The 23611-nt window shown below is 67.6% G+C and carries 24 protein-coding genes; 17 read left to right on the top strand and 7 right to left on the bottom strand.

Going from position 1 to position 23611, the window contains the following annotated elements; translation table 11 throughout:
- Positions 1-32: 32 nt before the first annotated feature.
- Entirely contained in the window at positions 33-617 is a 585-nt protein-coding gene (locus C4S70_RS04960) for a hypothetical protein (protein ID WP_104007215.1), read from the bottom strand.
- Between the two features lie 98 nt (positions 618-715).
- On the opposite strand from C4S70_RS04960, the gene C4S70_RS04965 reads away from it, so the two are divergent.
- From C4S70_RS04965 to C4S70_RS04975, 3 genes are read left to right on the top strand one after another with little or no spacing between them, the layout of a single operon-like run.
- Positions 716-1402: a haloacid dehalogenase type II gene (locus C4S70_RS04965; protein WP_104007216.1), complete on the top strand. Its 687-nt coding sequence runs from the start codon at positions 716-718 to the stop codon at positions 1400-1402.
- The gene (locus C4S70_RS04970; protein ID WP_104007217.1) at positions 1402-2232 is read left to right on the top strand and encodes an alpha/beta fold hydrolase; all 831 of its coding nucleotides are present in this window, start codon (positions 1402-1404) and stop codon (positions 2230-2232) included. Before C4S70_RS04965 ends, C4S70_RS04970 begins: the two co-directional genes overlap by 1 nt.
- Positions 2229-3206 carry a threonine ammonia-lyase gene (locus tag C4S70_RS04975; RefSeq protein WP_104007022.1) on the top strand — a complete coding sequence of 326 codons (978 nt, stop codon included), beginning with the start codon at positions 2229-2231 and terminating at the stop codon, positions 3204-3206. The genes C4S70_RS04970 and C4S70_RS04975 overlap by 4 nt, the downstream gene beginning before the upstream one ends.
- Positions 3207-3317: 111 nt before the next feature.
- On the opposite strand, the gene C4S70_RS04980 is transcribed toward C4S70_RS04975, so the two are convergent.
- The gene (locus C4S70_RS04980) at positions 3318-3806 is read right to left on the bottom strand and encodes a class I SAM-dependent methyltransferase (protein ID WP_104007023.1); all 489 of its coding nucleotides are present in this window, start codon (positions 3804-3806) and stop codon (positions 3318-3320) included.
- Positions 3807-4014: 208 nt separating this feature from the next.
- Between C4S70_RS04980 and C4S70_RS04985 the strand changes: the two genes are divergently transcribed.
- The 14 genes from C4S70_RS04985 (at position 4015) to C4S70_RS05045 (ending at position 18362) form a co-directional block, all read left to right on the top strand.
- Positions 4015-5787 carry an ABC transporter ATP-binding protein gene (locus C4S70_RS04985; RefSeq protein ID WP_104007024.1) on the top strand — a complete coding sequence of 591 codons (1773 nt, stop codon included), beginning with the start codon at positions 4015-4017 and terminating at the stop codon, positions 5785-5787.
- Positions 5780-7690 (top strand): ABC transporter substrate-binding protein, encoded by a 1911-nt coding sequence (locus tag C4S70_RS04990; protein ID WP_104007025.1) that lies wholly within the window; start codon positions 5780-5782, stop codon positions 7688-7690. Before C4S70_RS04985 ends, C4S70_RS04990 begins: the two co-directional genes overlap by 8 nt.
- Before the next feature lie 15 nt (positions 7691-7705).
- On the top strand, positions 7706-8734 hold the full coding sequence (locus C4S70_RS04995; protein WP_104007026.1) for an ABC transporter permease: 1029 nt from the start codon (positions 7706-7708) through the stop codon (positions 8732-8734).
- Positions 8731-9885 carry an ABC transporter permease gene (locus tag C4S70_RS05000; RefSeq protein ID WP_104007027.1) on the top strand — a complete coding sequence of 385 codons (1155 nt, stop codon included), beginning with the start codon at positions 8731-8733 and terminating at the stop codon, positions 9883-9885. The genes C4S70_RS04995 and C4S70_RS05000 overlap by 4 nt, the downstream gene beginning before the upstream one ends.
- Positions 9886-9899: 14 nt before the next feature.
- On the top strand, positions 9900-10808 hold the full coding sequence (gene rarD, locus C4S70_RS05005) for an EamA family transporter RarD (protein WP_104007028.1): 909 nt from the start codon (positions 9900-9902) through the stop codon (positions 10806-10808).
- A 198-nt stretch (positions 10809-11006) separates the two neighbouring features.
- A complete protein-coding gene (locus C4S70_RS18610) occupies positions 11007-11156 on the top strand; it encodes a hypothetical protein (protein ID WP_160114844.1) in 150 nt (49 codons plus the stop codon).
- Between the two features lie 8 nt (positions 11157-11164).
- Positions 11165-12391 (top strand): glycosyltransferase family protein, encoded by a 1227-nt coding sequence (locus tag C4S70_RS05010; protein WP_235003713.1) that lies wholly within the window; start codon positions 11165-11167, stop codon positions 12389-12391.
- Positions 12388-13635, top strand: coding sequence for a glycosyltransferase (locus C4S70_RS05015; RefSeq protein ID WP_104007029.1), 1248 nt, complete (start codon positions 12388-12390; stop codon positions 13633-13635). The genes C4S70_RS05010 and C4S70_RS05015 overlap by 4 nt, the downstream gene beginning before the upstream one ends.
- On the top strand, positions 13632-14711 hold the full coding sequence (locus C4S70_RS05020) for a glycosyltransferase family 4 protein (protein ID WP_104007030.1): 1080 nt from the start codon (positions 13632-13634) through the stop codon (positions 14709-14711). The genes C4S70_RS05015 and C4S70_RS05020 overlap by 4 nt, the downstream gene beginning before the upstream one ends.
- A complete protein-coding gene (locus C4S70_RS05025) occupies positions 14708-15295 on the top strand; it encodes a histidine phosphatase family protein (RefSeq protein ID WP_104007219.1) in 588 nt (195 codons plus the stop codon). Before C4S70_RS05020 ends, C4S70_RS05025 begins: the two co-directional genes overlap by 4 nt.
- Positions 15292-16428 (top strand): glycosyltransferase family protein, encoded by a 1137-nt coding sequence (locus tag C4S70_RS05030; RefSeq protein WP_104007031.1) that lies wholly within the window; start codon positions 15292-15294, stop codon positions 16426-16428. Before C4S70_RS05025 ends, C4S70_RS05030 begins: the two co-directional genes overlap by 4 nt.
- Positions 16425-17198 carry a polysaccharide deacetylase family protein gene (locus C4S70_RS05035; protein WP_104007032.1) on the top strand — a complete coding sequence of 258 codons (774 nt, stop codon included), beginning with the start codon at positions 16425-16427 and terminating at the stop codon, positions 17196-17198. Before C4S70_RS05030 ends, C4S70_RS05035 begins: the two co-directional genes overlap by 4 nt.
- A complete protein-coding gene (locus tag C4S70_RS05040; protein ID WP_104007033.1) occupies positions 17195-17671 on the top strand; it encodes a class I SAM-dependent methyltransferase in 477 nt (158 codons plus the stop codon). Before C4S70_RS05035 ends, C4S70_RS05040 begins: the two co-directional genes overlap by 4 nt.
- A 4-nt stretch (positions 17672-17675) precedes the next feature.
- Complete coding sequence (locus C4S70_RS05045; RefSeq protein WP_104007034.1) at positions 17676-18362, top strand: DUF1045 domain-containing protein; 687 nt, start codon at positions 17676-17678, stop codon at positions 18360-18362.
- 185 nt (positions 18363-18547) lie between these two features.
- On the opposite strand, the gene C4S70_RS05050 is transcribed toward C4S70_RS05045, so the two are convergent.
- From C4S70_RS05050 to C4S70_RS05070, 5 genes are read right to left on the bottom strand one after another with little or no spacing between them, the layout of a single operon-like run.
- The gene (locus C4S70_RS05050) at positions 18548-20050 is read right to left on the bottom strand and encodes a class I adenylate-forming enzyme family protein (protein WP_104007035.1); all 1503 of its coding nucleotides are present in this window, start codon (positions 20048-20050) and stop codon (positions 18548-18550) included.
- On the bottom strand, positions 20047-20832 hold the full coding sequence (locus C4S70_RS05055; RefSeq protein ID WP_104007036.1) for an oxepin-CoA hydrolase, alternative type: 786 nt from the start codon (positions 20830-20832) through the stop codon (positions 20047-20049). The genes C4S70_RS05050 and C4S70_RS05055 overlap by 4 nt, the downstream gene beginning before the upstream one ends.
- Complete coding sequence (locus C4S70_RS05060; RefSeq protein WP_235003714.1) at positions 20829-21266, bottom strand: PaaI family thioesterase; 438 nt, start codon at positions 21264-21266, stop codon at positions 20829-20831. Before C4S70_RS05060 ends, C4S70_RS05055 begins: the two co-directional genes overlap by 4 nt.
- Positions 21247-22380 (bottom strand): acyl-CoA dehydrogenase family protein, encoded by a 1134-nt coding sequence (locus C4S70_RS05065; RefSeq protein ID WP_104007037.1) that lies wholly within the window; start codon positions 22378-22380, stop codon positions 21247-21249. Before C4S70_RS05065 ends, C4S70_RS05060 begins: the two co-directional genes overlap by 20 nt.
- Positions 22377-23573 (bottom strand): acyl-CoA dehydrogenase family protein, encoded by a 1197-nt coding sequence (locus C4S70_RS05070; RefSeq protein ID WP_104007038.1) that lies wholly within the window; start codon positions 23571-23573, stop codon positions 22377-22379. The genes C4S70_RS05065 and C4S70_RS05070 overlap by 4 nt, the downstream gene beginning before the upstream one ends.
- Positions 23574-23611: the final 38 nt, after the last annotated feature.

Raw genomic sequence — 23611 nt, forward strand, 5'->3', positions numbered from 1 at the left:
GACGCGAATTCGGTGAAAATCGCGCCCCGAGGTCACTCCTGCCGCAATCGCGCGCGGCTTTCGGCCCATTTCTCGACAAAGCGATCCTCGTCCCCGTAATCCATGAAATCGGCATAACGCTCATGTGTGCCCCGCAGCCGCCGGGCATGCTTGATCGGGCACCAATAGGCCTCGGTTCGCGAGGCGACCTCGCGCACATAAGCAATCAGCCCGTTGGCATAGCCGCAATAGACGCAGTTCAGCTTCTGCAGCGCGTTCAGATAGGCCAGGTGATGGCGGTCGATGGCGATGAAGTCGCGCCGGGGCACGCGCGGGATGCCATAGACCGGAAAACAGATCAGCTGATAAAGGTTGACCGCGATGTCCAGCAGCACCAACGGCACGATCAGCCCGTAGATCACCGGCGCGGTCAGAACCACCAGCGGCCGGGTCTGCGCCAGGAAATCGCGCCACCGGATCCGCGCGGCGCGATGGCGGCGGCGCACTTCGTCCTCGAACCGAACCCGGCCGCGTTCGACGTGGATCCGCAGTGCCGCGCGCCGGGCTTCCCATTCCTCGTCCATCTGCCGTTGCAGATCGCGGATGCGGTCCCGCAGCGTCTCGATCCTGTCCGGCATGGCCAGCCCCTCTGTCGCGCTTATCGACGCCAACATAGGCGCCCCCTTTCCCAGGGCCAAGCCCTGTGCCAATGTCGCGCCCGAAAGGGAGGAAGACGTTGCCCATAACCACCTGCATCTTCGACGCATACGGAACGCTGTTCGACGTCTCCGCCGCCGCGCGCCAGGCCGCGGCCGAGCCGGACTTTCCCGCGCTGGCGGACCGCTGGCCGGAACTCGCCGCCCATTGGCGCGCCAAGCAGCTGCAATACACTTGGCTGCGCGCAATCACGAACGCGCACACCGATTTCTGGACCGTCACGCAGGAGGGGCTGGACTGGGCGCTTGAGGCGACCGGACTGGCGGACGACGCAAGGCTGCGCGAAAGGCTGCTCGCCCTCTACTGGGAGCTTCAGGCCTACCCGGAGGTGCCCGCCATGCTGGCCGCGCTGAAACGGGCCGGGTTCAACACCGCAATCCTGTCCAACGGCTCGCCCGACATGCTTGAGGGCGCGGTGCGCTCGGCCGGGATCGGGGACGTGCTGGACGACGTGCTCTCGGTGGAAACCGTCGGGATCTTCAAGCCCGACGCACGGGTCTATGGATTGGTGAACGACCGTTTCGGCTGCGCCAGCAAAGAGGTTCTGTTCGTGTCGTCAAACGGCTGGGACGCGGCCTGCGCCGCAGGCTTCGGCTTCGTCTCCGCCTGGGTCAACCGCGCGGGCGAACCCGTGGACCGCCTGCCATGGAAACCCGCCAATGTCCTGCCGGACCTGACCGGCATCCCGGCGCTTGCGGGGACATGATGGCGGAGTTCACCACCTCGGACGGGCTGCGCCTGTATTACGAGGACGACGGCACCGGCCAGCCCGTGCTTTGCCTCTCCGGCCTCACGCGGAATGCGCGCGATTTCGACTTCGTCGCGCCGCACCTGCGGCATGCGCGCCTGATCCGCATGGACTGGCGCGGGCGCGGCCGGTCCGATTTCGCGCCCGACTTCATGACCTACAATGTCGGCCGCGAAGCGATGGGCGCCCTCGAACTTCTGGACCATCTGGGTCTCGAACGCGCCGTGGTTCTGGGCACCTCGCGCGGTGGGCTGGTGGCGATGGCCATGGCGGCAACCGCGCCCCAGCGGCTGGCCGGGGTGGTGCTGAACGATGTCGGCCCGGTGATCGAACCGGGCGCCATCGCCCGCATCGTGGATTACGTCGGGCGCAAGCCGGCCTTCTCCGACATGGAAGGCGCAGCGCAGGGGCTGGCCGCGTTCCACGCCGCGGCCTTTCCCGGCGTACCGATGGACCGCTGGCGCCACATGGCCGCGGCGCAATACCGGGCCACGCCCGAGGGGCTCGCGCTGAATTACGATCCGCGCCTGCGGGATGCCCTGATCGCCCAGGCCGAGGCGGAGCCGCCCCCCGATCTCTGGCCGATGTTCGACGCCCTGGCGCCGATCCCGACCGGCCTGATCCGCGGCGCCAATTCCGATCTTCTTGCCGCCGAAACCGTCGCCGCAATGCAGGCGCGCCGCCCCGATCTGATCACCGCCGAGGTGCCCGACCGCGGCCACGCGCCCTTTCTCGACGAACCGCAATCCCTCGACCTGATCCACCGTTTGCTGGAGCTTGCCCGATGACATCCATCGCCATGATCGAAGCCGCCGCCGACCGGTTACGCGGCCACGCGCGCCGCACCCCGCTGCTGACCTCGCCCTTTCTGGACGAACTCGCAGGCCGGCGGGTGCTGGTGAAGGCCGAATGCCTGCAACATACCGGCAGCTTCAAGTTCCGCGGCGCCTGGTCGGCGATCTCGGCACTGCCCCCCGAAACCCGCCCGCGCGGCGTCATCGCCTTTTCCAGCGGCAACCACGCCCAGGGCGTGGCGATGGCCGCGCACCTGCACGGGGTGCCCGCAGTGATCGTGATGCCCTCGGACGCGCCACGCATCAAGATCGACAACACCCGCGAACTCGGGGCCGAGGTGGTGCTCTACGACCGCGCCACCGAAAGCCGCGAAGAAATAGGCGCGGCCTTGGCCGAAGAGCGCGGCCTGACCCTCATCAAACCCTATGACGACCCGCAGGTAATCGCGGGCCAGGGCACCACGGGGCTGGAAATCGCCGAACAGGCGGCCGAACTGGGTGTTGCGCAGGCGCAGGTTCTCGTCCCCTGCGGCGGCGGGGGGCTGACCTCGGGAATCGCTCTGGCGCTCGAGGCGCGCGCGCCGGGGATGCGAGTACGCCCGGTGGAGCCCGAAGGCTTCGACGACACCGCGCGGTCGCTCGCGTCAGGCCGGATCCAGCACAATGACCGGCTCATCGGCTCGATCTGCGACGCGATCATCACCCCCGCGCCGGGGCAGGTCACCTTTCCGATCCTCAAACGGCTCTGCGGGCCAGGGCTCGTGGTCAGCGAAGACGACGCCCTGCACTCGATCGCCCAGGCCTTCGCCCGGCTCAAGGTCGTCGCCGAACCGGGTGGCGCGGTGGCGCTGGCGGCGGCCCTCTTCCATGCCGACCAGATCGAGGGAGAGGCGGTCATCGCCGTCATCTCCGGCGGCAACGTGGACACCCCTCTCTACCGCAAGGCGCTGGAACGGTTCGCCCCCTGACCCCGCCCCTGCTTCTTTCTGGTGACAAATACCCTGGGGGAGCGCGAGGGGGCAGCGCCCCCTCGCCCCGGTCGGATCGGCGCAGCCGATCCGAAACCCCGCGCCCTCACCTCAGCGCCGATACAGAAAACATCGCCCTGGCACCGCGCCGGGCGGCAGGGGCAGTTCTTCCAGAGTCTCGAAATACATCCGGTCGGAGGACACCATGATCCCGCCCGGCGCCAGCATCGGCTCGATCAGCGGCGACACCTTGCGCGCGAACGCATCGTTCTTCTGCAGATTGTGCCCGCCCAGATCGGCATGGATCAGGCTTGCCACCGGGCCGAACCTCACCAGTATGGCCGGCAGCGTCTCCATCACGTCGCCCAGCACGGTCAGCTCCTCGGGCGGAGTCGAATCGGGATGGGACTCCACCTTGCGCTCGAACACATAGATATGGCGCCCCTCGATCTTTTCCCGCATGTGGTGATAGGTCCGCCCGTTGCCCAGCCCCAGTTCGTAGACCGGGCCGGTCATCTGCGCGGTCTCGGCGATGGCAAAATCAAGACAGGCCCTCTGCGACACCATGCGGTCGATGAACACGTCAAGTCTGGTCGGCACGGCTCTTCCCTTTCGCGGTTTGAGCCTCTCATGCCAGATGGGCGCAAAGATGTGTAGCCCATACCCCCGCAAATCCCGGAAACCCGGCGCTTTTCGCCATTTGGGGTTTGACGACACCGCCCACCACAAGCGAAGGTGAGCCAGGAAGAGGTGGGAGTTTTTCGATCAGGTCATGTCACGCAATGAACGGACAGATGGCGACGGCTGAATGGCGCCCCTTCTGACAGTCGAGAATCTGACCATTGCCTTCGGCAAGGGCGAGCCGGTCGTGCGCGACGTCTCGTTCGAGCTCAACCGCGGCGAGACGCTGGCGCTGGTGGGCGAATCCGGCTCGGGCAAGACCGTGACCTGTCGCGCCGTGCTGCGCATCCTGCCCCGCGCGGCCCGGTTCCTGTCGGGGCGGATCCTGTTCGATGGCGACGAAGGCCCGCTGGCGCTGAACGAAATCAGCGAACGCCGCATGCGCCATGTGCGCGGCAACCTGATCTCGATGATCTTCCAGGAACCGATGCGATCGCTGTCGCCGTTGCACCGGATCGGCAACCAGGTGGCCGAGGTGCTCTGGCTGCACCGCGGCATGTCCGAACGCGAGGCAAAACGCGAGGTGCTGGACACCTTCCACCGAGTCGGCTTTCCCGATCCCGAACGCACCTGGCGCAGCTACCCGTTCGAGCTCTCCGGCGGCATGCGCCAGCGGGCGATGATCGCGATGGCGATGGTGGCCAGACCCGATCTGCTGATCGCTGACGAGCCGACCACGGCGCTGGACGTGACCACCCAGGCGCAGGTGCTCGGCCTCATCAAGGATCTGCAGCGCGACACCGGGATGGCGATGATCCTGGTCACGCATGACCTGGGCGTGGTGGCCAACATGGCCGAAAACGTGGTGGTGATGTATCGCGGCCGCGTGATGGAGGAAGGCCCGGCCGAACCGATCCTGAAAGACCCGGTCCACCCCTATACGCGCCAGCTGTTTCAGGCTGCCCCGGCGATCCCCGCCACCCCGCACCCTGTGGAACCGCCGCCCGAGGACGACCTGATCCTTCAGATGCGCAACGTCTCCAAGACCTATACCCTGCGCACCCGCAACCCGTGGAAGCCCGACATGGAAATCCGCGCCTGCCGCGGAATCGACCTCAACCTGCCGCGCGGCACCACGCTGGCCATCGTCGGCGAAAGCGGCTCGGGCAAGACCACGGCGGCGCGGATCGCGCTGGCCGCCGAACCGCCCGATCCCGGCGGCGAGGTGCTGTTCCGCCCCGAACCGGGCAGCGAACCGATCGCCGTGCACGCGCTCAACCGCGCCGCCCGCGTCGCCTTTCAGCGCGAGGCGCAGATGGTGTTCCAGGATCCCTATTCCTCGCTCAGCCCGCGCATGCGGATCGAGGACGCGCTGACCGAACCGCTTGACATCCACGGCATCGGCACGCGCGCCGAACGCCGCGAACGTGCCGCGCGCATGCTGAAACTGGTGGGGCTCAACGCGGACATGCTGAAACGCTATCCGCATGCCTTTTCCGGCGGCCAGCGGCAGCGGCTGTCGATCGCGCGGGCGCTTATGCTGGACCCCTCGCTTCTGGTCTGCGACGAGCCCACCTCGGCGCTGGACGTCAGCGTGCAGGACCAGATCCTGACACTGCTGGAGGACATCCGCGACCGGATGAACCTCAGCTACCTGTTCATCAGCCACGATCTTGCCGTGGTGGCCCGCATCGCCGACGAAGTGGCGGTGATGCGTCAGGGGCTGGTGGTCGAACAGGCCCCGCCCGAGACGCTGTTCTACAACCCCAAACACCCCTACACCAAGGCGCTGATCGCGGCCCATCCGACGCCCGACATCGAACGCCCGATCAATCTCAAGCTCGTCGCACTGGGGGCCGGCGCGCCCGAGACCTGGGACGAGCCCTTCCGTTTCACCGACACCGTGATACCTTCGCTGGTGGAAGTCGAACCCGGCCACAAGGTGCGTTGCCATGCCTGAACGTCTGAAACCCTTTCTGCTTGTCCTCTGCGCGTTGATGCTGACGGCCCTGCCCCCGCGCGCGCAGGCGCTGGAGCTGCAGGAAAGCGCCTTCTGGCTGGACGAGGTGAAGCAGGGCCACCTGCCCCCGGTCGCCGAACGTGTCCCCGCCGAGCCGCTGGTGGTGGATCTGGAGACCAAGGGCCGCAGCTTCGGCAAACCCGGCGGCACGCTGCGCACCATGGTCACGCGCTCCAAGGACATCCGCCAGATGGTGGTCTATGGCTATGCGCGGCTGGTGGGCTATGACGAGAAATACAACCTGGTCCCGGACATTCTGAAAGCGGTGGACAATGACGGCAACCGCAGGTTCACGCTTCATCTGCGCAAGGGGCACAAGTGGTCGGACGGCGCGCCGTTCACCTCAGAGGATTTCCGCTACTGGTGGGAAGACGTCGCCAACAATCCCGAACTCAGCCCCGCGGGTCCGCCCGATTTTCTGCGGGTCGAGGGCGAGCTGCCCACCGTGACCTTTCCCGACGAAACCACCGTGGTGTTTGCCTGGGACAGGCCCAACCCGCAATTCCTGCAGTCGCTGGCGCAGGCGCGGCCGCCCTTCATCTATCGTCCCGCGCATTACCTCAAGCAGTTCCACGCCAAGTATTCCGACCCCGACAGCTTGGCCGCGGCGATCAAGGATGCCCGGGTAAAAAGCTGGGCGGCGCTGCACAACAAGCGCGACAACATGTACAAGTTCGACAACCCGGACCTGCCGACGCTGCAGCCGTGGATGAACGCCACGCAGGGCAAGAAGGTGCGCAACCTGTTCGTGCGCAACCCCTATTACCACCGGGTGGACGCGCGCGGCGTGCAGCTGCCCTATATCGACGTGGTCGAGATGCAGATCGTCGCGCCGGGGCTGGTGGCGGCCAAGGCCAATGCCGGCGAGGCCGACCTGCAGGGGCGTGGGCTCGATTTCCGCGACATCTCGATCCTGCGCAAGGGGGAATCCGACGGCGGTAATTATCGGACTCTGTTGTGGAAGACCGGGGTCGCCTCGCAGGTGGCGATCTTTCCCAACCTGAACTACGCCGATCCGGTCTGGCGCGAGGTGTTGCGCGACGTGCGGGTGCGGCGGGCACTTTCGCTGGCGATCGACCGCAAGTCGATCAACCGAGCACTCTATTTCAAGCTGGCCAAGCCGGGCGCAATGTCCGTGCTGCCGCAAAGCCCGTTCTACAACCCCAAGCACCACGCCGCCTGGGCAAGCCATGACGTCGATCTGGCCAACAGGTTGCTGGACGAGGCCGGGCTGACCGGGCGCACGCCGGACGGCTACCGGACGCTGCCGGACGGGCGCAAGATGGAGATCGTGATCGAAACCGCCGGCGAACGGCAGGAGGTCGAGAACGCGCTGCAGATCATCACCGACAACTGGCGCGACGTGGGCGTGAAGCTGGTGATGCGGCCGCTGGACCGCGACATCCTGCGCAACCGGGTGTTCGCGGGAACCACCATGGCCTCGGTCTGGTATGGCTGGGACAACGGGCTGCCGCAGGTTTATACATCTCCGGCCTATGTGGCGCCCACCGACCAAGTGTTCCTGGCCTGGCCGAAATGGGGCCAGTACTACCAGACCAACGGCGCCGCGGGCGAGCCGCCCGATATGGAACCGGCGCAGCGCCTGCTGGAGCTTCTGCACCAGTGGGAGCGCGCCACCACGGACGACGAACGCGCCGCCGCGTGGCGCGAGATGCTGCAGATCCATGCCGACAACGTCTTTGCCATCGGCACGCTGAACGAGGCGCCCCAGCCGATCGTCGTCAACAAGCGGCTGCGCAACGTGCCGGAAAAGGGCATGTGGGCCTGGGATCCGGGGGCGCATTTCGGCGTCCACCGCATGGACGAATTCTGGTTCGACTGAGGCAGGGGCACAGGCATGGAGATCCTTCGCTACGCGATCTACCGCTTCGGCACGATGTTGCTGACGCTTCTGGTCGCGTCGGTGCTGATCTTCATCATCATCAACCTGCCCCCGGGCGACTACCTGTCCAACCAGATCGCCGAACTCAAGGCGTCGGGCCAGTCCGCCGGCGTGGCCAAGGCGGAATTTCTGCGGCGCGAATATTCGCTCGATCAGCCGCTGTGGAAGCAATACATGATCTGGATGGGCTTCATGCCGGGGCCGCACGGGTTTTCCGGGCTGATCCAGGGCAATTACGGCTGGTCCTTCGAATTCGACCGCCCCGTGGCGGAAATCGTCGGCGACAGCCTGTGGCTGACCGTGCTGGTCAATTTCGCCGCGGTCATGTTCGTCTATGCCGCCGCCCTGCCTCTGGGGGTGCTGGCGGCGGCGCGGTCACGGACATGGGTGGACTACACCACCGCCTTCATCGGCTATCTGGGACTGGCGACGCCGAACTTTCTGCTTGCGCTCATCATGTTCTATTACGGGCACAAGTATTTCGACCTGCCGATCGGCGGGCTGATGGACCCGGTCTATGAAGGCCAGCCGCTGAGCTGGGACAAGATGAAGTCGATCCTCATCCACCTGATCGTGCCGACCATCGTGATCGGCACCTCGGGCGCCTCGGCCATGCAGCAGCGGCTGCGCGCCAACATGCTGGACGAGCTGGGCAAGCCCTATGTGGAAACCGCCATCGCCAAGGGGCTGTCGCCGGCACGAATGCTGGCGAAATACCCGCTGCGCGTGGCCTTCAACCCCTTCGTCGCCGACATCGGCAACCTGCTGCCCAGCATGGTGTCGGGCTCGGTTCTGGTGTCGGTGGTACTGGGGCTGCAGACCATCGGCCCGACGCTGCTGACCGCGCTCAAGACGCAGGACCAGTTCCTGTCGGCCTTTGTCCTGATGTTCGTGGCTCTGCTCACGCTTGTGGGCACGATGATCTCGGACATTCTTCTGGTGATGCTCGATCCCCGCATCCGGTATGAGGGGCGCGAGGCATGAGGCAGCTTCCCGACGGCCGTTTCGTGGACGAGGCGCCCTATGACCCCCAGGCCAGCATCCAGACGCTGGAGCGGCGGGATCTGGACGCGCCGAACTGGGTGCTGATCTGGCGCAAGTTCAAGACGCACCGGCTGGGGCTGGTATCGGGCATCTTCCTGCTGACGGCCTATCTGCTGCTGCCCTTCGTCGGGTTCTTCGCCCCCTACACCGCGAACGAACGCGACGAGGAACGGCTCTACGCGCCGCCGCAGGCGATCCACTGGTTCCACGAGGGCGAATTCGTCGGCCCCTTCGTCTATCCCACCACTGCCGAGGCGGACCTGGAGACCTTCCAGTGGAAATTCGTGCCGGATACGACCCGGCCCATGCCGCTGGAATTTTTCTGCCGGGCGGGCAGCTACCGGCTGGCCGGGCTGATCGAGACCGACATGCACCTGTTCTGCGCCCCCGAAGGGGCGACGATCTTCATACTCGGCTCGGACCGGCTGGGGCGGGACGTGTTCAGCCGGATCCTTTATGGCGCGCAGCTGTCGCTGACGGTGGGGCTGATCGGGATCGCGGTGTCGTTCTCGCTGGGCATCCTTCTGGGCAGTATCGCGGGCTATTTCGGGGGCACGACGGACTGGATCATCAACCGCGTGATCGAGATCCTGCGCTCGCTGCCCGAGCTGCCGCTGTGGCTGGCGCTCTCGGCGGCGGTGCCGTCGAACTGGGGGCCGGTCGCGGTGTTCTTCATCATCTCGATCATCCTCGGCATCCTCGACTGGCCGGGTCTGGCGCGGTCGGTACGGGCCAAGTTCCTGGCCCTGCGCGAAGAGGAATATGTCCGCGCAGCCGAGATGATGGGCGCGACCTCCGGCCGGGTGATCCGCAAGCACCTGCTGCCGAATTTCATGTCGCATCTCATCGCCAGCGCCACCCTGTCGATCCCGGCGATGATCCTGGGCGAGACGGCGCTGTCGTTCTTGGGCCTCGGCCTGCGCGCGCCGGCGGTCAGCTGGGGGGTGATGCTGAACGACGCGCAGAACCTCGCCTCGATCGAGATCTACCCCTGGACGGCGATCCCGATGATTCCGATCATCATCGTCGTTCTGGCTTTCAACTTTCTTGGCGACGGGCTTAGGGATTCGCTCGACCCCTACGAGCACTGACCGGAACGCCCGACATGCAGTCCCAGAACACCGACACCGCGCGCGGATTTGCCTTTGCGCTGTCCGCCTATCTGATGTGGGGCGTGCTGCCGCTCTACATGAAGGCGCTGGCGCATATCCCGCCGGCCGAGGTGATCGCGCATCGCGTGGTCTGGTCGGTGCCGATCGCCGGCACGGTGCTGCTGCTGATGCGGCGGGTGGGCGACATCCCCCGGGTGCTGCGTTCGCCCCGGTCGCTGGGCATGGGGGTGGTGACGGCGGCGCTGATTTCGGTCAACTGGGGCGTCTACGTCTGGTCCATCGCCAATGACCGGGCGATCGAGGCTGCCCTGGGCTACTACATCAATCCCCTGTTCAGCGTCTTGCTGGGCGCGGTGCTGCTGGGCGAGCGTCTGACGCGGATGCAGATGGTGGCCATCGCGCTGGCGGCGGCCGCAGTGGTGGTGCTGACGCTGGATGCCGGGCGGCTGCCGGCGGTGGCGCTGACGCTGACGTTCAGCTGGGGGTTCTATGCCTATTTCAAGAAGTCCCTTCCGATCGGACCGAACCAGGGGTTCCTGCTGGAAGTGCTGCTGCTGACGCCGGCTGCGCTGAGTTACATGGGCTGGCTCGCGGCATCGGGACAGGCGCATTTCCTGGCCGGCGAGCCTGCCGACACCTGGCTGCTGCTGGGTTGCGGCGTGGTCACGGCGGCGCCGCTTCTGGCCTATGCCAACGGGGCCAAGGGGTTGCGGCTTTCGACCATCGGCATCATGCAATACATTGCTCCGACGATGATCTTTCTGATCGCGGTGTTCGTGTTCGGCGAACCGTTCGGGCGGGCCAAGATGATCGCCTTTCCGATGATCTGGGCGGCATTGGTGATCTATTCGGTCCCGATGCTGCGCAAGCTGCGGCAGGACCGGGCCGGCCGGGCGGGATGAGACGCACCGGCAGCAGCATCGGGCTGGCCGGGTTGACATAGGCCGGGGGGCGTTCCCGGCGAGCGCTTTCCGGGGCTCCGCCCCGGACCCCGGGGTATTTGAGACCAGAAAGAAGCAGCGGGTTCGGCCAGATTGGTGTTTTCAATTCCGACCGGTTTGACTAACAGGAAAAGGGTCGAACGCCGGGGAGTTGGGGCGATGGATGGCATGGCGGCAAGCAGAACGCATCGCCCGATGGCTGCGCCGCTCGGTGACGCCGTGACCGTCCGCCCGATGGGCAAACCGGGCGCGATGGAATATGGTGATGGTGGCATTCCCGGCAAGGCAGGCGCGGGCCTGAAACTTTAGGCAGGACGATGGGCGATCCCGATCCCCAGAACATGGTTCAGACCGGCATGGCACGGCGCCCGCGCGTGATGCTTTACAGCCACGACACGTTCGGGCTGGGGCATCTGCGCCGGTCTCGCGCGCTGGCCGGCGCGATCACGCAGGCGATCCCCGAGGCCACCGCGCTGATCCTGACCGGATCGCCGGTGGCGGGGCGGTTTTCCTTTCCGCCTCGGGTTGACCATGTGCGCCTGCCCGGCGTCGTGAAGCTGCCCGATGGATCGTATGCGTCCAAGACCGACGGGTTGGATATCGGCGCGGTGACCGATCTGCGCACGCGGATCATCCTGGGTTCGGTGCAGAGCTACGACCCGGACATCCTGATCGTGGACAAGGAACCGACCGGTTTCCGGGGCGAATTGCTTCCGACCCTCGAAGAGCGATCGGCCAGCCGCCGCACGCGCGTTGTGCTTGGGCTGCGGGACGTGCTGGACGAGACGAGCGTGCTGGTTGCCGAATGGGACCGCAAGGGCGCGGTCGAGGCGGTCGAGGCGTTCTATGACGAGGTCTGGGTCTATGGTCTGCGCGGCATTCACGACCCGACCGCAGGGCTGCCTTTCAGCCCGTCCACCCGTGGGCGGACCTACTGGACCGGCTATCTGCGCCGCGATCTTGCGCCCGTGTCGGAACCGCCTGAACAGCCGTATATCCTTGTCACCTCCGGCGGGGGCGGCGATGGGTCGGCGCTGGTGAACCTCGTGCTGACGGCCTATGAACGGGATCCCGCCCTGTCGCCGCGCGCCGTGCTGGTCTATGGCCCGTTCCTGTCAGGCGACGTCCGCACCGCGTTCGAGGCCCGCGTGTCCGCTCTGGGCGGGCGCGTGACCACGACCGGGTTCGATTCGCAGATCGAGACGCTTTATGCCGGTGCGGCGGGGGTGGTGTGCATGGGTGGCTACAATACCTTCTGCGAGGTGCTGTCCTTTGACAAACCCGCCGTGATCGTGCCGCGCACCACGCCGCGCCTGGAACAGTGGATCCGCGCCAGCCGCGCCGAGGAACTGGGGCTGGTGCGCATGCTTGACGAAACCCGTGACGGGCTGACGGCGCCGGCGATGATCGCGGCGATCCGCGGCCTGACGGACCAGCCGGTGCCGTCGCAGGCGATGCAAAGCGGCATTCTGGACGGGCTGGAGCATGTCACCCGCCGCGTCCGCGCCTTACTGGACCTGCCGGCGCGGCAGGCGGCCGAATGAGCGGCACGGCCCCGCTCGCGGTGGTGGTGAAGGGCTGGCCGCGGCTGTCGGAGACCTTCATCGCGCAGGAGCTGGTGGCGCTGGAAGAAGCCGGCCACCGGTTCGAGATTTGGTCGTTGCGCCATCCCACCGACACCAAACGCCACCCGCTGCATGACCGGCTGCGGGCGCGGGTGCGGTATCTGCCGGAATACCTGCACGAAGAGCCCGCCCGTGTCTGGCGGGCGCGCGCGGCGGCGCGGGCGTTGCCCGGCTATGCCACGGCCTGGCGTATCTGGCGAGGGGATCTGCGCCGCGATCCAACCACCAACCGGATCCGCCGGTTCGGTCAGGCCTGCGTGCTGGCGACCGAACTGCCGCCGGGCACGCGCGCCTTCTACGCCCATTTCCTGCACACGCCATCATCGGTGGCGCGCTATGCCGCGATCATGCTGGGGTTGCCCTGGGCCTTTTCGGCCCATGCCAAGGACATCTGGACCTCGCCCGACTGGGAGATCGCCGAGAAGCTTCGCGCCGGCACCCACGGCGCGGCCTTCGGGGCGACCTGCACCGCCTATGGCGCGGCGCGGCTGCGGGGGCTGGCGGATACCCCCGAACGGGTCGATCTGATCTATCACGGGCTGGACCTCAACCGTTTTCCCGACCCGCCCGAGCGGGCGCCGCGCGCGACGGACGCCCCGCTGCATCTGCTTTCGGTCGGGCGGCTGGTCGAAAAGAAGGGTTTTGACCGGCTGATTTCGGCCCTGGCGCGGCTGCCGGACAGGCTGGACTGGCGCTGGACCCATATCGGCGGCGGCGAGCTCAAGAGGGAGTTGACCACGCAGGCGCGGGCTTTGGGGATTGCGGATCGCATCGAATGGCGCGGGGCCTGCGACCAGCCCGAGGTGATCGCCGCGATGCGCGCCGCCGACCTGTTCGTTCTGCCCAGCCGGATCGCCAGCGACGGCGACCGGGACGGACTGCCGAACGTGCTGATGGAGGCAGCCTCGCAGCGCCTGCCGATCGTTTCGACCCGCGTCGCGGCGATCCCGGAATTCATCGAAGACGGCCGCCACGGGCTCTTGACCGACGGCACGCCGCAGGCACTGGCGGATGCGATCGTCAGCCTGGCCGCGGACCCGGGCCGCACGGCGCGAATGGCCGAGGCCGCGCTGGCCCGCCTGCGGGCCGAGTTCAGCATGGACGCCGGGATCGCCCGCCTGGCAGATCGGCTTCAGGCGCTGGTCGGTGAGGTAGTGGCATGACCCGCGTGGCCTTCTACGCACCAATGAAGTCACCGCTCAGCCCGGTGCCTTCGGGCGACCGCGAGATGGCGCGCAACCTGATGGCCGCGATCGGCGCGAACCGCGCGCGGGTCGATCTGGTGTCCGAATTCCGCAGCCATGACAAGGCCGGCGACCCGGCGCGGCAGGCCGACCTGATGGCGCAGGCGGGTGCCGAAGCGGCGCGGCTGTCGCAAGCGTTGCGGGGCGATCCGCCCGCGCTCTGGGTGACCTATCACAACTATTACAAGGCGCCCGATCTGCTGGGGCCGCAAGTCGCGGGATCGCTGGGCATTCCCTATGTCCAGATCGAATCCACCCGCGCGCGCAAGCGGCTGACCGGCCCCTGGGCGCGTTTTGCACGGGCCGCCGAAGACGCCTGCGACGCGGCGCGCGTGATCTTCTACCTCACCTCGCACGATCTCATCACGATCAAGCGCGACCGGGTCGAAGGTCAGCAACTGGTCCGCCTGCGCCCGTTTCTGCCGGTGGACCGCCTGCCGCCGCAATCAACCTGCGACGGCCCGGCGCTGGCGGCGGGAATGATGCGGGAGGGCGACAAACTGGCCTCCTACCGGCTGATCGCAGAGGCGCTGGCATATCTTCCAGGCGACTGGCGGCTGGACATTGCCGGCGATGGGCCGGCGCGCGCGCAGGTCGAGGCGATGATGGCCCCTTTTGGCGGGCGCGTGCGCTTTCTGGGTCAGCTTGACCGCGCCGAGCTGCAACGCGCCTATGCGGGGGCGTCGCTCTTCTTCTGGCCCGGCGTTAACGAAGCCTTCGGCATGGTCTATCTCGAAGCCCAGGCCGCCGGCCTGCCGGTGTTGGCGCAGAACCGCCCCGGCGTGCGCGACGTGCTGCTGAAGGGCGACTATCCCAGGCCACGCGAAGGCGCGACGGCGCTGGCCGCGCGGCTGGCAAGGCTGCTGGCCGATGCCCGTCTGCGCCGGGAACGCGGCGCCGCGGCCCGCGCCATGATCGCGCGCAAGCATCTGGCCCCCGTGGCAACGCGCACATTCTGGCGCACGGTCGGCCCCCTGCTGGAGTGCGCGCCATGATCCGCCTTGCCCTGCTGCGCCACGGCCATACCGACTGGAACCGCGGCCAACGCATCCAGGGGCGCACCGACCGGCCGCTGGACGACGCGGCGCGGGTCGAACTGGCCGCGCTGCGCCTGCCGCCGCCTTGGGGCGCGGCGGAACTCTGGTCCTCGCCGCTCTCGCGCGCGGTCGAGACGGCACAACTGATCGCCGGCCGCGCCCCCCGCACCGCGCCCGAACTGACCGAGATGGACTGGGGCGCGTGGGAAGGCCGGCGCGGCGTGGACCTTCTGGCCGAGCCGGGCAGCGGTTTCCGCCATATCGAGGACTGGGGCTGGGACTACCGCGCCCCCGGCGGCGAAAGCCCGGCCGAGCTGTGGCAGCGCCTGCGGCCGTGGCTGGAGCGGCTGGATCGCGACTCGGTCGCGGTTTGCCATATCGGCATCATGCGGGTTCTGCTGGCGCGCGCCCATGGCTGGGATTTCGACGGCCCCGCGCCGTTCAAGGTGAAACGCAACCGCCTGTTCGTGATCGGTTTCGATGGCGATCGGCTGACCGCCGAACCGGAACCGGTGCGCCTGGTGCGGAGGGACGCGCCATGAAGGTGATGATCGTGGTCACCCATCTGCTGGGCACCGGCCACCTGAGCCGGGCGCTGACGCTGGCCCGCGCCTTTGCCGCGGCGGGGGACGAGGTGACGGTCGTCTCGGGCGGGATGCCCGCCCCGCAGCTTGGTGCGCAGGGCGTCCGGCTGGTGCAACTGCCGCCCCTACGCTCGGACGGCACCAATTTCACCCGCCTTCTGAATGACACGGGCGGCGAAACGAATGTGGAGCTGTTCGGACAGCGCCGGCAAGTCCTCCTGAACACCTTGTCGGAGGTCGGCCCCGACGTGCTGATGACCGAGCTCTTCCCCTTTGGCCGGCGGGTGCTGAGCGACGAATTCCTGGCCCTTCTGGACGCGGCCCATGCCCGGCCCCGCCGCCCGGTGGTCCTGTGCTCGATCCGGGACATCCTCGCGCCGCCATCGAAACCGGCCAAGGCCGACCGCGCCGAGGCGATCATTGCGCGCTACTACGACGCGGTTCTGGTGCATTCGGACCCGCGCACGACGCCTCTGTCGGTCAGCTGGCCGGTCAGCGATGCGCTGGAGGCCAGGCTGCGCTATACCGGATATGTCGCCCCGCCCGCAGCCGGGCCGCACCCCGCGCGCGTCGGAGAGGGCGAAATCATGGTCAGCGCCGGCGGCGGCGCGGTGGGGCTGCCCATCTTTCATGCCGCCTGTCAGGCAGCAGCCCTGACACCGGAACGCCGCTGGCGGCTGCTGGTCGGCGGCGGGCCGCAGCGGCTGGCCGAGATACGCGCGCTGGCGGCGCCGGACAATGTCATCATTGACCCGCCACGCCCGGATTTCCGTCAGATGCTGCACCACGCCGCCGCCCTGGTCGGCATGTGCGGCTACAACACCGCGCTGGATCTGTTGCAGGCGGGCACCCCGGCGGTGCTGATCCCGTTCGATGACGGCAACGAGGTCGAACAGACCCTGCGCGCGCGCGCACTCGCCACGCAGCCGGGGATCGAGGTGCTGCGCAACGCCGAGCTTTCTCCAGAGCGCCTGGCGCGGGCGGTTGCGCGTGCCATGGCAGCCCCGCGACGCGACGCGACCGCGCTTGCATTTGACGGCGCCGCGCGATCCGTGGCAATCGCCCACCAGATGGCCGGGGCGCGTGCATGACACCTGACTGGACCGTGCTGACCGAGGAACTGGCGCGCTGGCGCGCGGTGGGCCTTACGCTGCCCCTGTGGTGGCGCGACGACGACGCGGTGGCCATGACCCCCGCGCTGGAACGCCTTGCCGCCCTCTCTGCGCGATTGGGCATGCCCCTGCACCTGGCCGTGATCCCCGCGCATGCGGACGAGACGCTGGCAGAGGCCGTCGCGGCCCACCCGAACCTGGTGCCGCTGGTCCACGGCTGGACCCATGAAAACCATGCGCCCGCCGAGGAGAAGAAGGCCGAATTCGGCGCCCACCGCCCCCGCGCGGCGATGCGGGCCGACACCGAGCTGGCCCTCGCCCGGACGCAGGCGCTTTTCGGCGCACGCCTGCGCCCGGTCTTCGTGCCTCCCTGGAACCGGATCGCGCCCGACCTGCTGCCGGATCTGGCCGCGCAGGGATATGCCGCCGTTTCAACCTTCACTCCGCGCAAGACACCCCTTGCCGCGCCGGGACTGTTGCAGATCAACACCCATCTCGACCCGATCGCGTGGAAAACGACCCGCGGTCTGGCCGACCCCGACACCCTGATCGCACAGATCGCCCGGCAGCTGGCCGACCGGCGCGAGGGGCGCGCCGACAATGCCGAACCCTACGGCGTCCTGACCCATCACCTCGTCCATGACGATGCGATCTGGAGCTTTGCCGAAACCCTGCTGGCCCGCCTGCTCGACGGGCCGACGTGGCGCTGGACCTTTCCCGCGCCCCCAGCCGAAAGGACCGGAACATGAGCCGACTGGATTCCATGCTGCGCCGCCTGACCGCCCAGCGCGACGGGCTGAACTGGGCCGCCGCCCGCATCCGCGACATGGACGGCGACGTGGTCGATCTGGGCCTCGGCAACGGCCGCACATACGACCACCTGCGCGAAATCCTGCCCGACCGCCGCATCTGGGTGATCGACCGGGTGCTGCAATGCCACCCGTCCTGCGTGCCCCCGGAGCAGGACTTTCTGCAGGGCGAGGCCGAACCGATGCTGGAGAAGCTGGCCGCAAGCGGCGCGCGGATCGCGCTGGCGCATTACGATTTCGGTTTCGGCATCAAGGAAAAGGACGTGGAAGAGGCCGCGCGCCTTTCGCCCCTGATCGCGCGGGTGATGGTTCCCGGCGGCTACATCGTCTCGGGCCAGCCTCTGGTCGGATTCGAACCGATCAAGGGCCCCGACACGATCGCGCCGGACCGCTACCTGTTCTACCGCGCCTGAAGCCATGGGTTTTGCCCGATACGCGATATACTACCTTCCGCCGCCGGACGCGGACTGGGCGCGTTTTGCCACGCGCTGGCTGGGCTGGGACTGCACCACCGGCCGGACGACCGTTCCGCCTGCGCTGGACGGCCTGCCCCGCCCGTGGGACGAGATCACCAACACCCCGCGCCACTACGGCCTGCATGCGACGATCAAGCCGCCGTTCCGGCTGGCCGAAGGCGTCACTCTGGCCGACCTCCTGACCGCCTGCGCCGCGTTCTGCGCCACAACCCGCCCCGTGCGGCTCGACGGGCTGAAGCTGACCACACTCGGGCGATTTCTTGCGCTCCGCCCGGTGGGGGACGAAACCGCACTGAACGCGCTGGCCGCCCGCTGCGTGCGAGATCTGGAGCCGTTCCGCGCCCCGCTGACCGCGGAAGAACGCGCCCGCCGCGCCGCTGGCCTGCGCCCCGACCTGATCCGAACCCTCGACCGCTGGGGCTACCCTCATGTCATGGAGGCGTTCCGGTTTCACATCACCCTCACCGGCCCCCTGAAGCCAAAGGAGCGAGAAGCCGCGCGCGAGGTGCTCGCCCGGCATCTGACCCCACTCTTGCCACACCCCTTCATCCTCGGCGAACTGGCACTGGTCGGCGAAGACGCGAATGGGTTCTTCCACAGCCTCCGCCGCTTTCCCCTGTCCGGTTGACTCGACAAGGCGCGAATTCACACCCCCCTCCACCGTCGGCACCGCGCCGCGTATCTGCCCGACCCCACATCTTCATCTTGCTGCAAATACTCCGGGGGGCGCGGGGGGCAGAGCCCCCCGCATCGGTCGGATTGGCGCAGCCAATCCGAGACCCCCCGAATCCGTCCCGCGCCCGCGCGCTCGGGTCATCCCTGCTGCAACCGATCCCTGAACGCCTCCACCAGCTTGTGCTTGAGGATCTTGCCGGTGGGCGCGGCCGGCAGCTCCGTCGCCACGACGATCCTGCTGGGCCTCTTGTAACCGGCCAGCCTCTCGCGCGCGAAGGCCCGCAACTCCTCTTCGCCGGGCATGTTCTCGGGCGACGCCTGGACAAAGGCCAGCACCTTTTCATCCCCGTCCACGACATGGCCGACCACGGCGCACTGCACCACCTTGGGATGCTCGTTCAGCGCCGCCTCGACCTCGGGCGGATAGACGTTGAACCCACCGTGAATGATGAGCTCCTTGCTGCGCCCGAGGATATGCAGGAACCCGCGGTCGTCGAACCGCCCCAGATCTCCGGTGCGCAGCCAGCCTTGGCCGTCCAGCGCTGCGGCCGTCGCCTCCGCGTTGCGGAAATAGCCCTTCATCACATGCGGCCCGCGCGTGAGCACCTCGCCCGCGCCGCCGCCGCCGCCCGGCACCGTCTCGTCGATCCGCACTTCGGCCCCCGGCAGAGGCGGGCCGACCGAGATGTCCGGGTCGCCGATCTCGTTTCGGGTGACGCAGATGGCCGCCGTGGTTTCGGTCATGCCATAGCCGTTCTGCAGCGCCACGCCATAGAACGCCTCGGCCCGCCGCTTCCAGTCCGGGTCCAGCGGCGCCGCACCCGACGACACATAGCGCAGACTGCCGCCCTCGAGCCGGTCAAACCCCTGTTCGCGCGTGTAGGCCATCAGCAGCGCGTGCATCTGCGGCACCGCCGACAGCATGGTCACGCCCTCATGCAGCGCCTGATAGAGCCGCTCCACCCGAAACCGCGGCTCCAGCCGGATCCGGGCGCCCGCGCACATGCCCCCCGTCACCACCGAAGCAAGCCCGAACACATGCGTCACCGGCAACACGCCGTAAATGACGTCCTCCGCCTCAAGCCCCCGGATCATGGCCGAGGACGGGCCAGCGAAACACAGGTTGTCATGGGTCAGCATCACCCCCTTGGGCGTGCCCGTGGTGCCGGTGGTATAGAGCAGCACCGCCACGTCCTCTTCCTCGGCCGGGTTGCTGGGATGGGGCGTGGCCAGGTGCATCGCGCCGAACGGACCGGTGATTTCGCGGGCCCCCATGCGGTCGGCATGGGCCTGCGCGTCGGGGGATACGGCGGTGGTCATCAGCGCCGCCGCCGGTTCGGCATGGGCGAGGATACGGTCAAGCTCTCCGGCAGTCAGCCGCGCGTTCACCGGCAGCGCCCAGGCGCCGATGCGGGAACAGGCGAACAGCGCAGCGATCGAGGCGGCGCTGTTTTCCGACAGCACAAGAACCCGGTCGCCAGCCCGCGTGCCCGCTTGCCTCAATTCATCCGCCAGCGCGTCCACGGCGCGGCCCAGATCGGCAAAGCTCCACCGCGCACCGGTGGTGTCGGTGACGGCCAGCGCATCGGGGCGCGTGGCGATCTGCCGGTCGAGAAAGCCGTGCCAGCGGGTGACGGTCATGGCTTGCCTCCTGCAAAGTTCGCCGCGCGTTTTTCAAGGAAGGCCGCGATCCCTTCCGCCGCCTCATCGCCGCCAGAAGCGCACGCCATGGCGTTGCGTTCGGCGATCAGCTGTTCCTCTTCGGTCACGTCATACGCCCGCGCCACCAGCCTGCGGATCACCCCTTGGGCCTCGCGCGGCCCCTGCGCGATATCGTCCGCCAACGCATGGGCGGCTTCGTCCACTTTTCCATTTTCCGCCAACACGTTGACCACGCCCAAATCGGCCAGACGATTGGCAAAGACCGGCCGCGCCAGCAGGCACATTTCCATCGACAATTGACGCGGCAACGCCCGCGCCAGAGAGGCGGTCAACCCCCCATCGGGCACCAGCCCGGCCTTGACATAGGCGGCCACGAACCGGGCGTCCTCGGCCGCCGCGATCAGGTCGCAGGCCAGCGCGATCGACAGGCCCGCCCCTGCCGCGCCACCTTCGACCGAGGCGATGACCGGCACCGGACAGGCGCGGATCGCGCGGATCACGCTGTTGAGATGCTCGATCCGGTTGCGCCGTTCCTCTTCGGGCAGGCTGCGGCGTTCGATCAGCACGTTCAGGTCGCCGCCGGCGCAGAAATAGCCGCCCTCGGCGGTGATGATGACGGCGCGGATGCGCGGGTCGGCGGCGCGGTCCACCGCCGACAGGATCGCGTCGTAATAGTCTGGCGTGAGCGCCCCGCGCTTGGCCGCGTTCATGTTGACGACGACCAGCCGGTCGCCCAGATCGTCCACCCGGGCCAGTGTCATTTTCCCCGCCTTTCGCTGATCCGTTTGAACACGCCGCTGGCCTTGGCCAGAAGCCGGCCGTCTGCCGCCCGCAGTTCGGCATCGGCGTATCTGATGGTTTTCCCTCCACCGGTTACGTAACCCGTGGCGATCACGCGCCCCTGATGCGCCGAGGCGATATACTGGGTGTTGAGCGCCACCGTGACCAACAGCGCATCACCGTCTTCGGACCAGCTGCGCGAGGCGGCAAAGCCCGAGGCCGCGTCCAGCAACATGGCGACGATACCGCCATGCAAAGAGCCCACCCGGTTCAGGTGCCGCGGCGCGATATCAAGAATGATCCGCGCCCCGCCGTCATGGTGGGAAAGGTCGATGTCATAGCCAACCATGTCTTGGGCGCCGCTGCCGATCAGGTCGAGACCGGCGGCGGCAGGATCATGCGGCCGAGAGCTCAAGGAACCGCTCCAGGTGCCAGTCGGTATCGCCGAATCGGTGGTCGGCCATGGTGATCCGCTTGGCGAAATGCGCAAGTTCGTATTCCTGCGTCATGGCGATGCCGCCATGCATCTGGATCGACTCCTCGGCGATCAACCGGCCCACGCGGCCGATCAGGTTGCGCGCGGAAGAAATCTGCATATCCCTGAAATCAGGAGATTTTTCCAGATTTCCGGCGGCGTTGATAACGGCGGACCGCGCCTGTTCCAGCTCGATCAGCATGTCGGCAAAGCGGTGCTGCAGCGCCTGGAAGGTGCCGATCGGACGGCCGAATTGCTGCCGGGTCAGCAGGTATTCGCGGGTCAGCTCCGTGGCCGTTTCCATCGCCCCCAGCGTTTCGGCGGCCAGCGCCACGTTGGCGCGCGCGATGGCGGTGCGCAGCGGCTCGAACCCTTCCCCGGCCGTGCCAAGGCGCGCCGAGGCCGGCAGGCGCACTTCGTCCAGCGTCACCTCGGCGGCACGCCCGCCCGAAATCATCGGGTATCCGCGCAGAGACAGGCCGTTCGCCCCCGCGGGCACAAGGAAGAGAGAAATGCCGCCCGGGTCGTCCGCCGCGCCGCTTTCGCGGGCCGACACGATCAACTGGCCGGCAGCCTCGGCATTCACCACCACCGCCTTCGCCCCGTTCAGGACGATTTCGCCGCCCTCGGGCGTGGCGGTTGCCCGCACGCGCGACAGGTCATAGCGGCTGCCCGGCTCGTAATGGGCCAGTGCCAGATGCAGACCGCCGCCGATCACCTCCTCGACCAGCGCGCGTTGCGCTTCATCGCCCAGCGCGGCCAGCAGCCCACCGCCAAGGATGGCGGTGTCCAGCATCGGTTCCACCACGCCGGCGCGGCCCAGTTCCTCGAACACCACCGAGATGTCGAACCCGGCGCCGCCAAAGCCGCCCTGATCCTCGGCGAACAGCGCGCCGATCACGCCCAGTTCGGCCAGACCTTCCCAGATCTCGGGACTGAACCCTTCGTCGGACTCGAGGATCCGGTTGCGGGTCGCGGTGTCGTAGCGGTCGGACAGGAAGCGGCGCAGGGTGTCCTGCAGCATCCGCCGCTCTTCGGTCAGTTCGAAGTTCATCGGCCCCCTCCCAGTTTCACCTTGGCGATGATGTTACGCTGGATCTCGTTCGATCCGCCAAAGATCGAAAGCTTGCGGTTGTTGAAATAATGCGCGGCGGTCGGGCCGGCATAATCGGGGCCGATCGGCGGTTCGTTGGCACCCTCGACCGCCTCGGACGGAAACGGCAGCGCGTAGGGGCCGGCAGCGCGGCGGGCGAGATCGTTGATCTCCTGCCGGATGATCGTGCCCTTGACCTTCAGCATCGAGCTTTCCACCCCCGGCGCCTGGCCGGCGGCGGCCTGGCTGATGATCCGCAGGTTGGTGGTGGCCATCGCCATCAGGTCGATCTCCACCTGCGCCAGCCGGGCGGCAAAATGCGGGTTCTCGATCAGGGGCCGCCCCTTGTGCATCTCGGCACGCGCCATGCGTTTCACCGCGTCCAGCCCCGCGCGCGAAAAGCCCACGCCGGCGATGTTGGCGCGCTCATGCGTCAGCAGATACTTGGCGTAGGTCCAGCCCTTGTTTTCCTCGCCCACGAGGTTTTCCACCGGCACCTTGACATCTGTGAACCAGACCTCGTTCACCTCGTGCGTGCCGTCGAGCAGGATGATCGGGCGCACCTCGATGCCGGGCGTGTCCATGTCGATCAACAGGAAGGAAATGCCCTCCTGCTGCTTGGCATTCGGGTCGGTGCGCACGAGGCAGAAGATCTTGTTGGCGTATTGTCCCAGCGTGGTCCAGGTCTTCTGCCCGTTGACGATGTAATGGTCGCCCTCGCGCACGGCGCGGGTCTTCAGGCTGGCAAGATCGGATCCCGCGCCGGGTTCGGAATAGCCCTGGCACCACCAGTCCTCGCCCGACAGGATCCGGGGCAGGTAGTAATCCTGCTGCTCCTTGCTGCCGAACTTCATCAGCACCGGCGCCAGCATCGACAGGCCAAAAGGCACGATGCGCGGGGCGTCGGCCATGGCGGCCTCTTCCTCGAAGATGTGGCGCTGGACGGCATTCCAGGCGGCGCCGCCGAACTCTTTTGGCCAGTTCTGCGCCAGCCAGCCGCGCGCGTTCAGCGCGGCGTGCCAGTTTTCCATGTCCTGCTTGGTCAGGCGGCCGTTGCGCACCTTGTCGCGCAACTCCGGCGTCACCGTTTCATCGAGAAAGGCGCGCACTTCATCGCGAAAGGCCAGTTCCTCTTCGTTATAGTTCAAGTCCATGCAGTTCCTCCCGGACGACCTGTTTGATGCGAGGCTCC

The sequence above is a fragment of the Jhaorihella thermophila genome (assembly GCF_900108275.1).
In the GTDB taxonomy this organism is placed as follows: Bacteria; Pseudomonadota; Alphaproteobacteria; order Rhodobacterales; family Rhodobacteraceae; genus Jhaorihella; species Jhaorihella thermophila.

Bases quoted from the DNA above. Each gene is read 5' to 3' on its own strand.
- C4S70_RS04960 (WP_104007215.1), bottom strand. From the start codon at position 617: ATGCCGGACAGGATCGAGACGCTGCGGGACCGCATCCGCGATCTGCAA.
- C4S70_RS04970 (WP_104007217.1), top strand. From the start codon at position 1,402: ATGGCGGAGTTCACCACCTCGGACGGGCTGCGCCTGTATTACGAGGAC.
- C4S70_RS04975 (WP_104007022.1), top strand. From the start codon at position 2,229: ATGACATCCATCGCCATGATCGAAGCCGCCGCCGACCGGTTACGCGGC.
- C4S70_RS04985 (WP_104007024.1), top strand. From the start codon at position 4,015: ATGGCGCCCCTTCTGACAGTCGAGAATCTGACCATTGCCTTCGGCAAG.
- C4S70_RS04990 (WP_104007025.1), top strand. From the start codon at position 5,780: ATGCCTGAACGTCTGAAACCCTTTCTGCTTGTCCTCTGCGCGTTGATG.
- C4S70_RS04995 (WP_104007026.1), top strand. From the start codon at position 7,706: ATGGAGATCCTTCGCTACGCGATCTACCGCTTCGGCACGATGTTGCTG.
- C4S70_RS05000 (WP_104007027.1), top strand. From the start codon at position 8,731: ATGAGGCAGCTTCCCGACGGCCGTTTCGTGGACGAGGCGCCCTATGAC.
- rarD (WP_104007028.1), top strand. From the start codon at position 9,900: ATGCAGTCCCAGAACACCGACACCGCGCGCGGATTTGCCTTTGCGCTG.
- C4S70_RS18610 (WP_160114844.1), top strand. From the start codon at position 11,007: ATGGATGGCATGGCGGCAAGCAGAACGCATCGCCCGATGGCTGCGCCG.
- C4S70_RS05010 (WP_235003713.1), top strand. From the start codon at position 11,165: ATGGGCGATCCCGATCCCCAGAACATGGTTCAGACCGGCATGGCACGG.
- C4S70_RS05015 (WP_104007029.1), top strand. From the start codon at position 12,388: ATGAGCGGCACGGCCCCGCTCGCGGTGGTGGTGAAGGGCTGGCCGCGG.
- C4S70_RS05020 (WP_104007030.1), top strand. From the start codon at position 13,632: ATGACCCGCGTGGCCTTCTACGCACCAATGAAGTCACCGCTCAGCCCG.
- C4S70_RS05025 (WP_104007219.1), top strand. From the start codon at position 14,708: ATGATCCGCCTTGCCCTGCTGCGCCACGGCCATACCGACTGGAACCGC.
- C4S70_RS05030 (WP_104007031.1), top strand. From the start codon at position 15,292: ATGAAGGTGATGATCGTGGTCACCCATCTGCTGGGCACCGGCCACCTG.
- C4S70_RS05035 (WP_104007032.1), top strand. From the start codon at position 16,425: ATGACACCTGACTGGACCGTGCTGACCGAGGAACTGGCGCGCTGGCGC.
- C4S70_RS05040 (WP_104007033.1), top strand. From the start codon at position 17,195: ATGAGCCGACTGGATTCCATGCTGCGCCGCCTGACCGCCCAGCGCGAC.
- C4S70_RS05045 (WP_104007034.1), top strand. From the start codon at position 17,676: ATGGGTTTTGCCCGATACGCGATATACTACCTTCCGCCGCCGGACGCG.
- C4S70_RS05050 (WP_104007035.1), bottom strand. From the start codon at position 20,050: ATGACCGTCACCCGCTGGCACGGCTTTCTCGACCGGCAGATCGCCACG.
- C4S70_RS05055 (WP_104007036.1), bottom strand. From the start codon at position 20,832: ATGACACTGGCCCGGGTGGACGATCTGGGCGACCGGCTGGTCGTCGTC.
- C4S70_RS05065 (WP_104007037.1), bottom strand. From the start codon at position 22,380: ATGAACTTCGAACTGACCGAAGAGCGGCGGATGCTGCAGGACACCCTG.
- C4S70_RS05070 (WP_104007038.1), bottom strand. From the start codon at position 23,573: ATGGACTTGAACTATAACGAAGAGGAACTGGCCTTTCGCGATGAAGTG.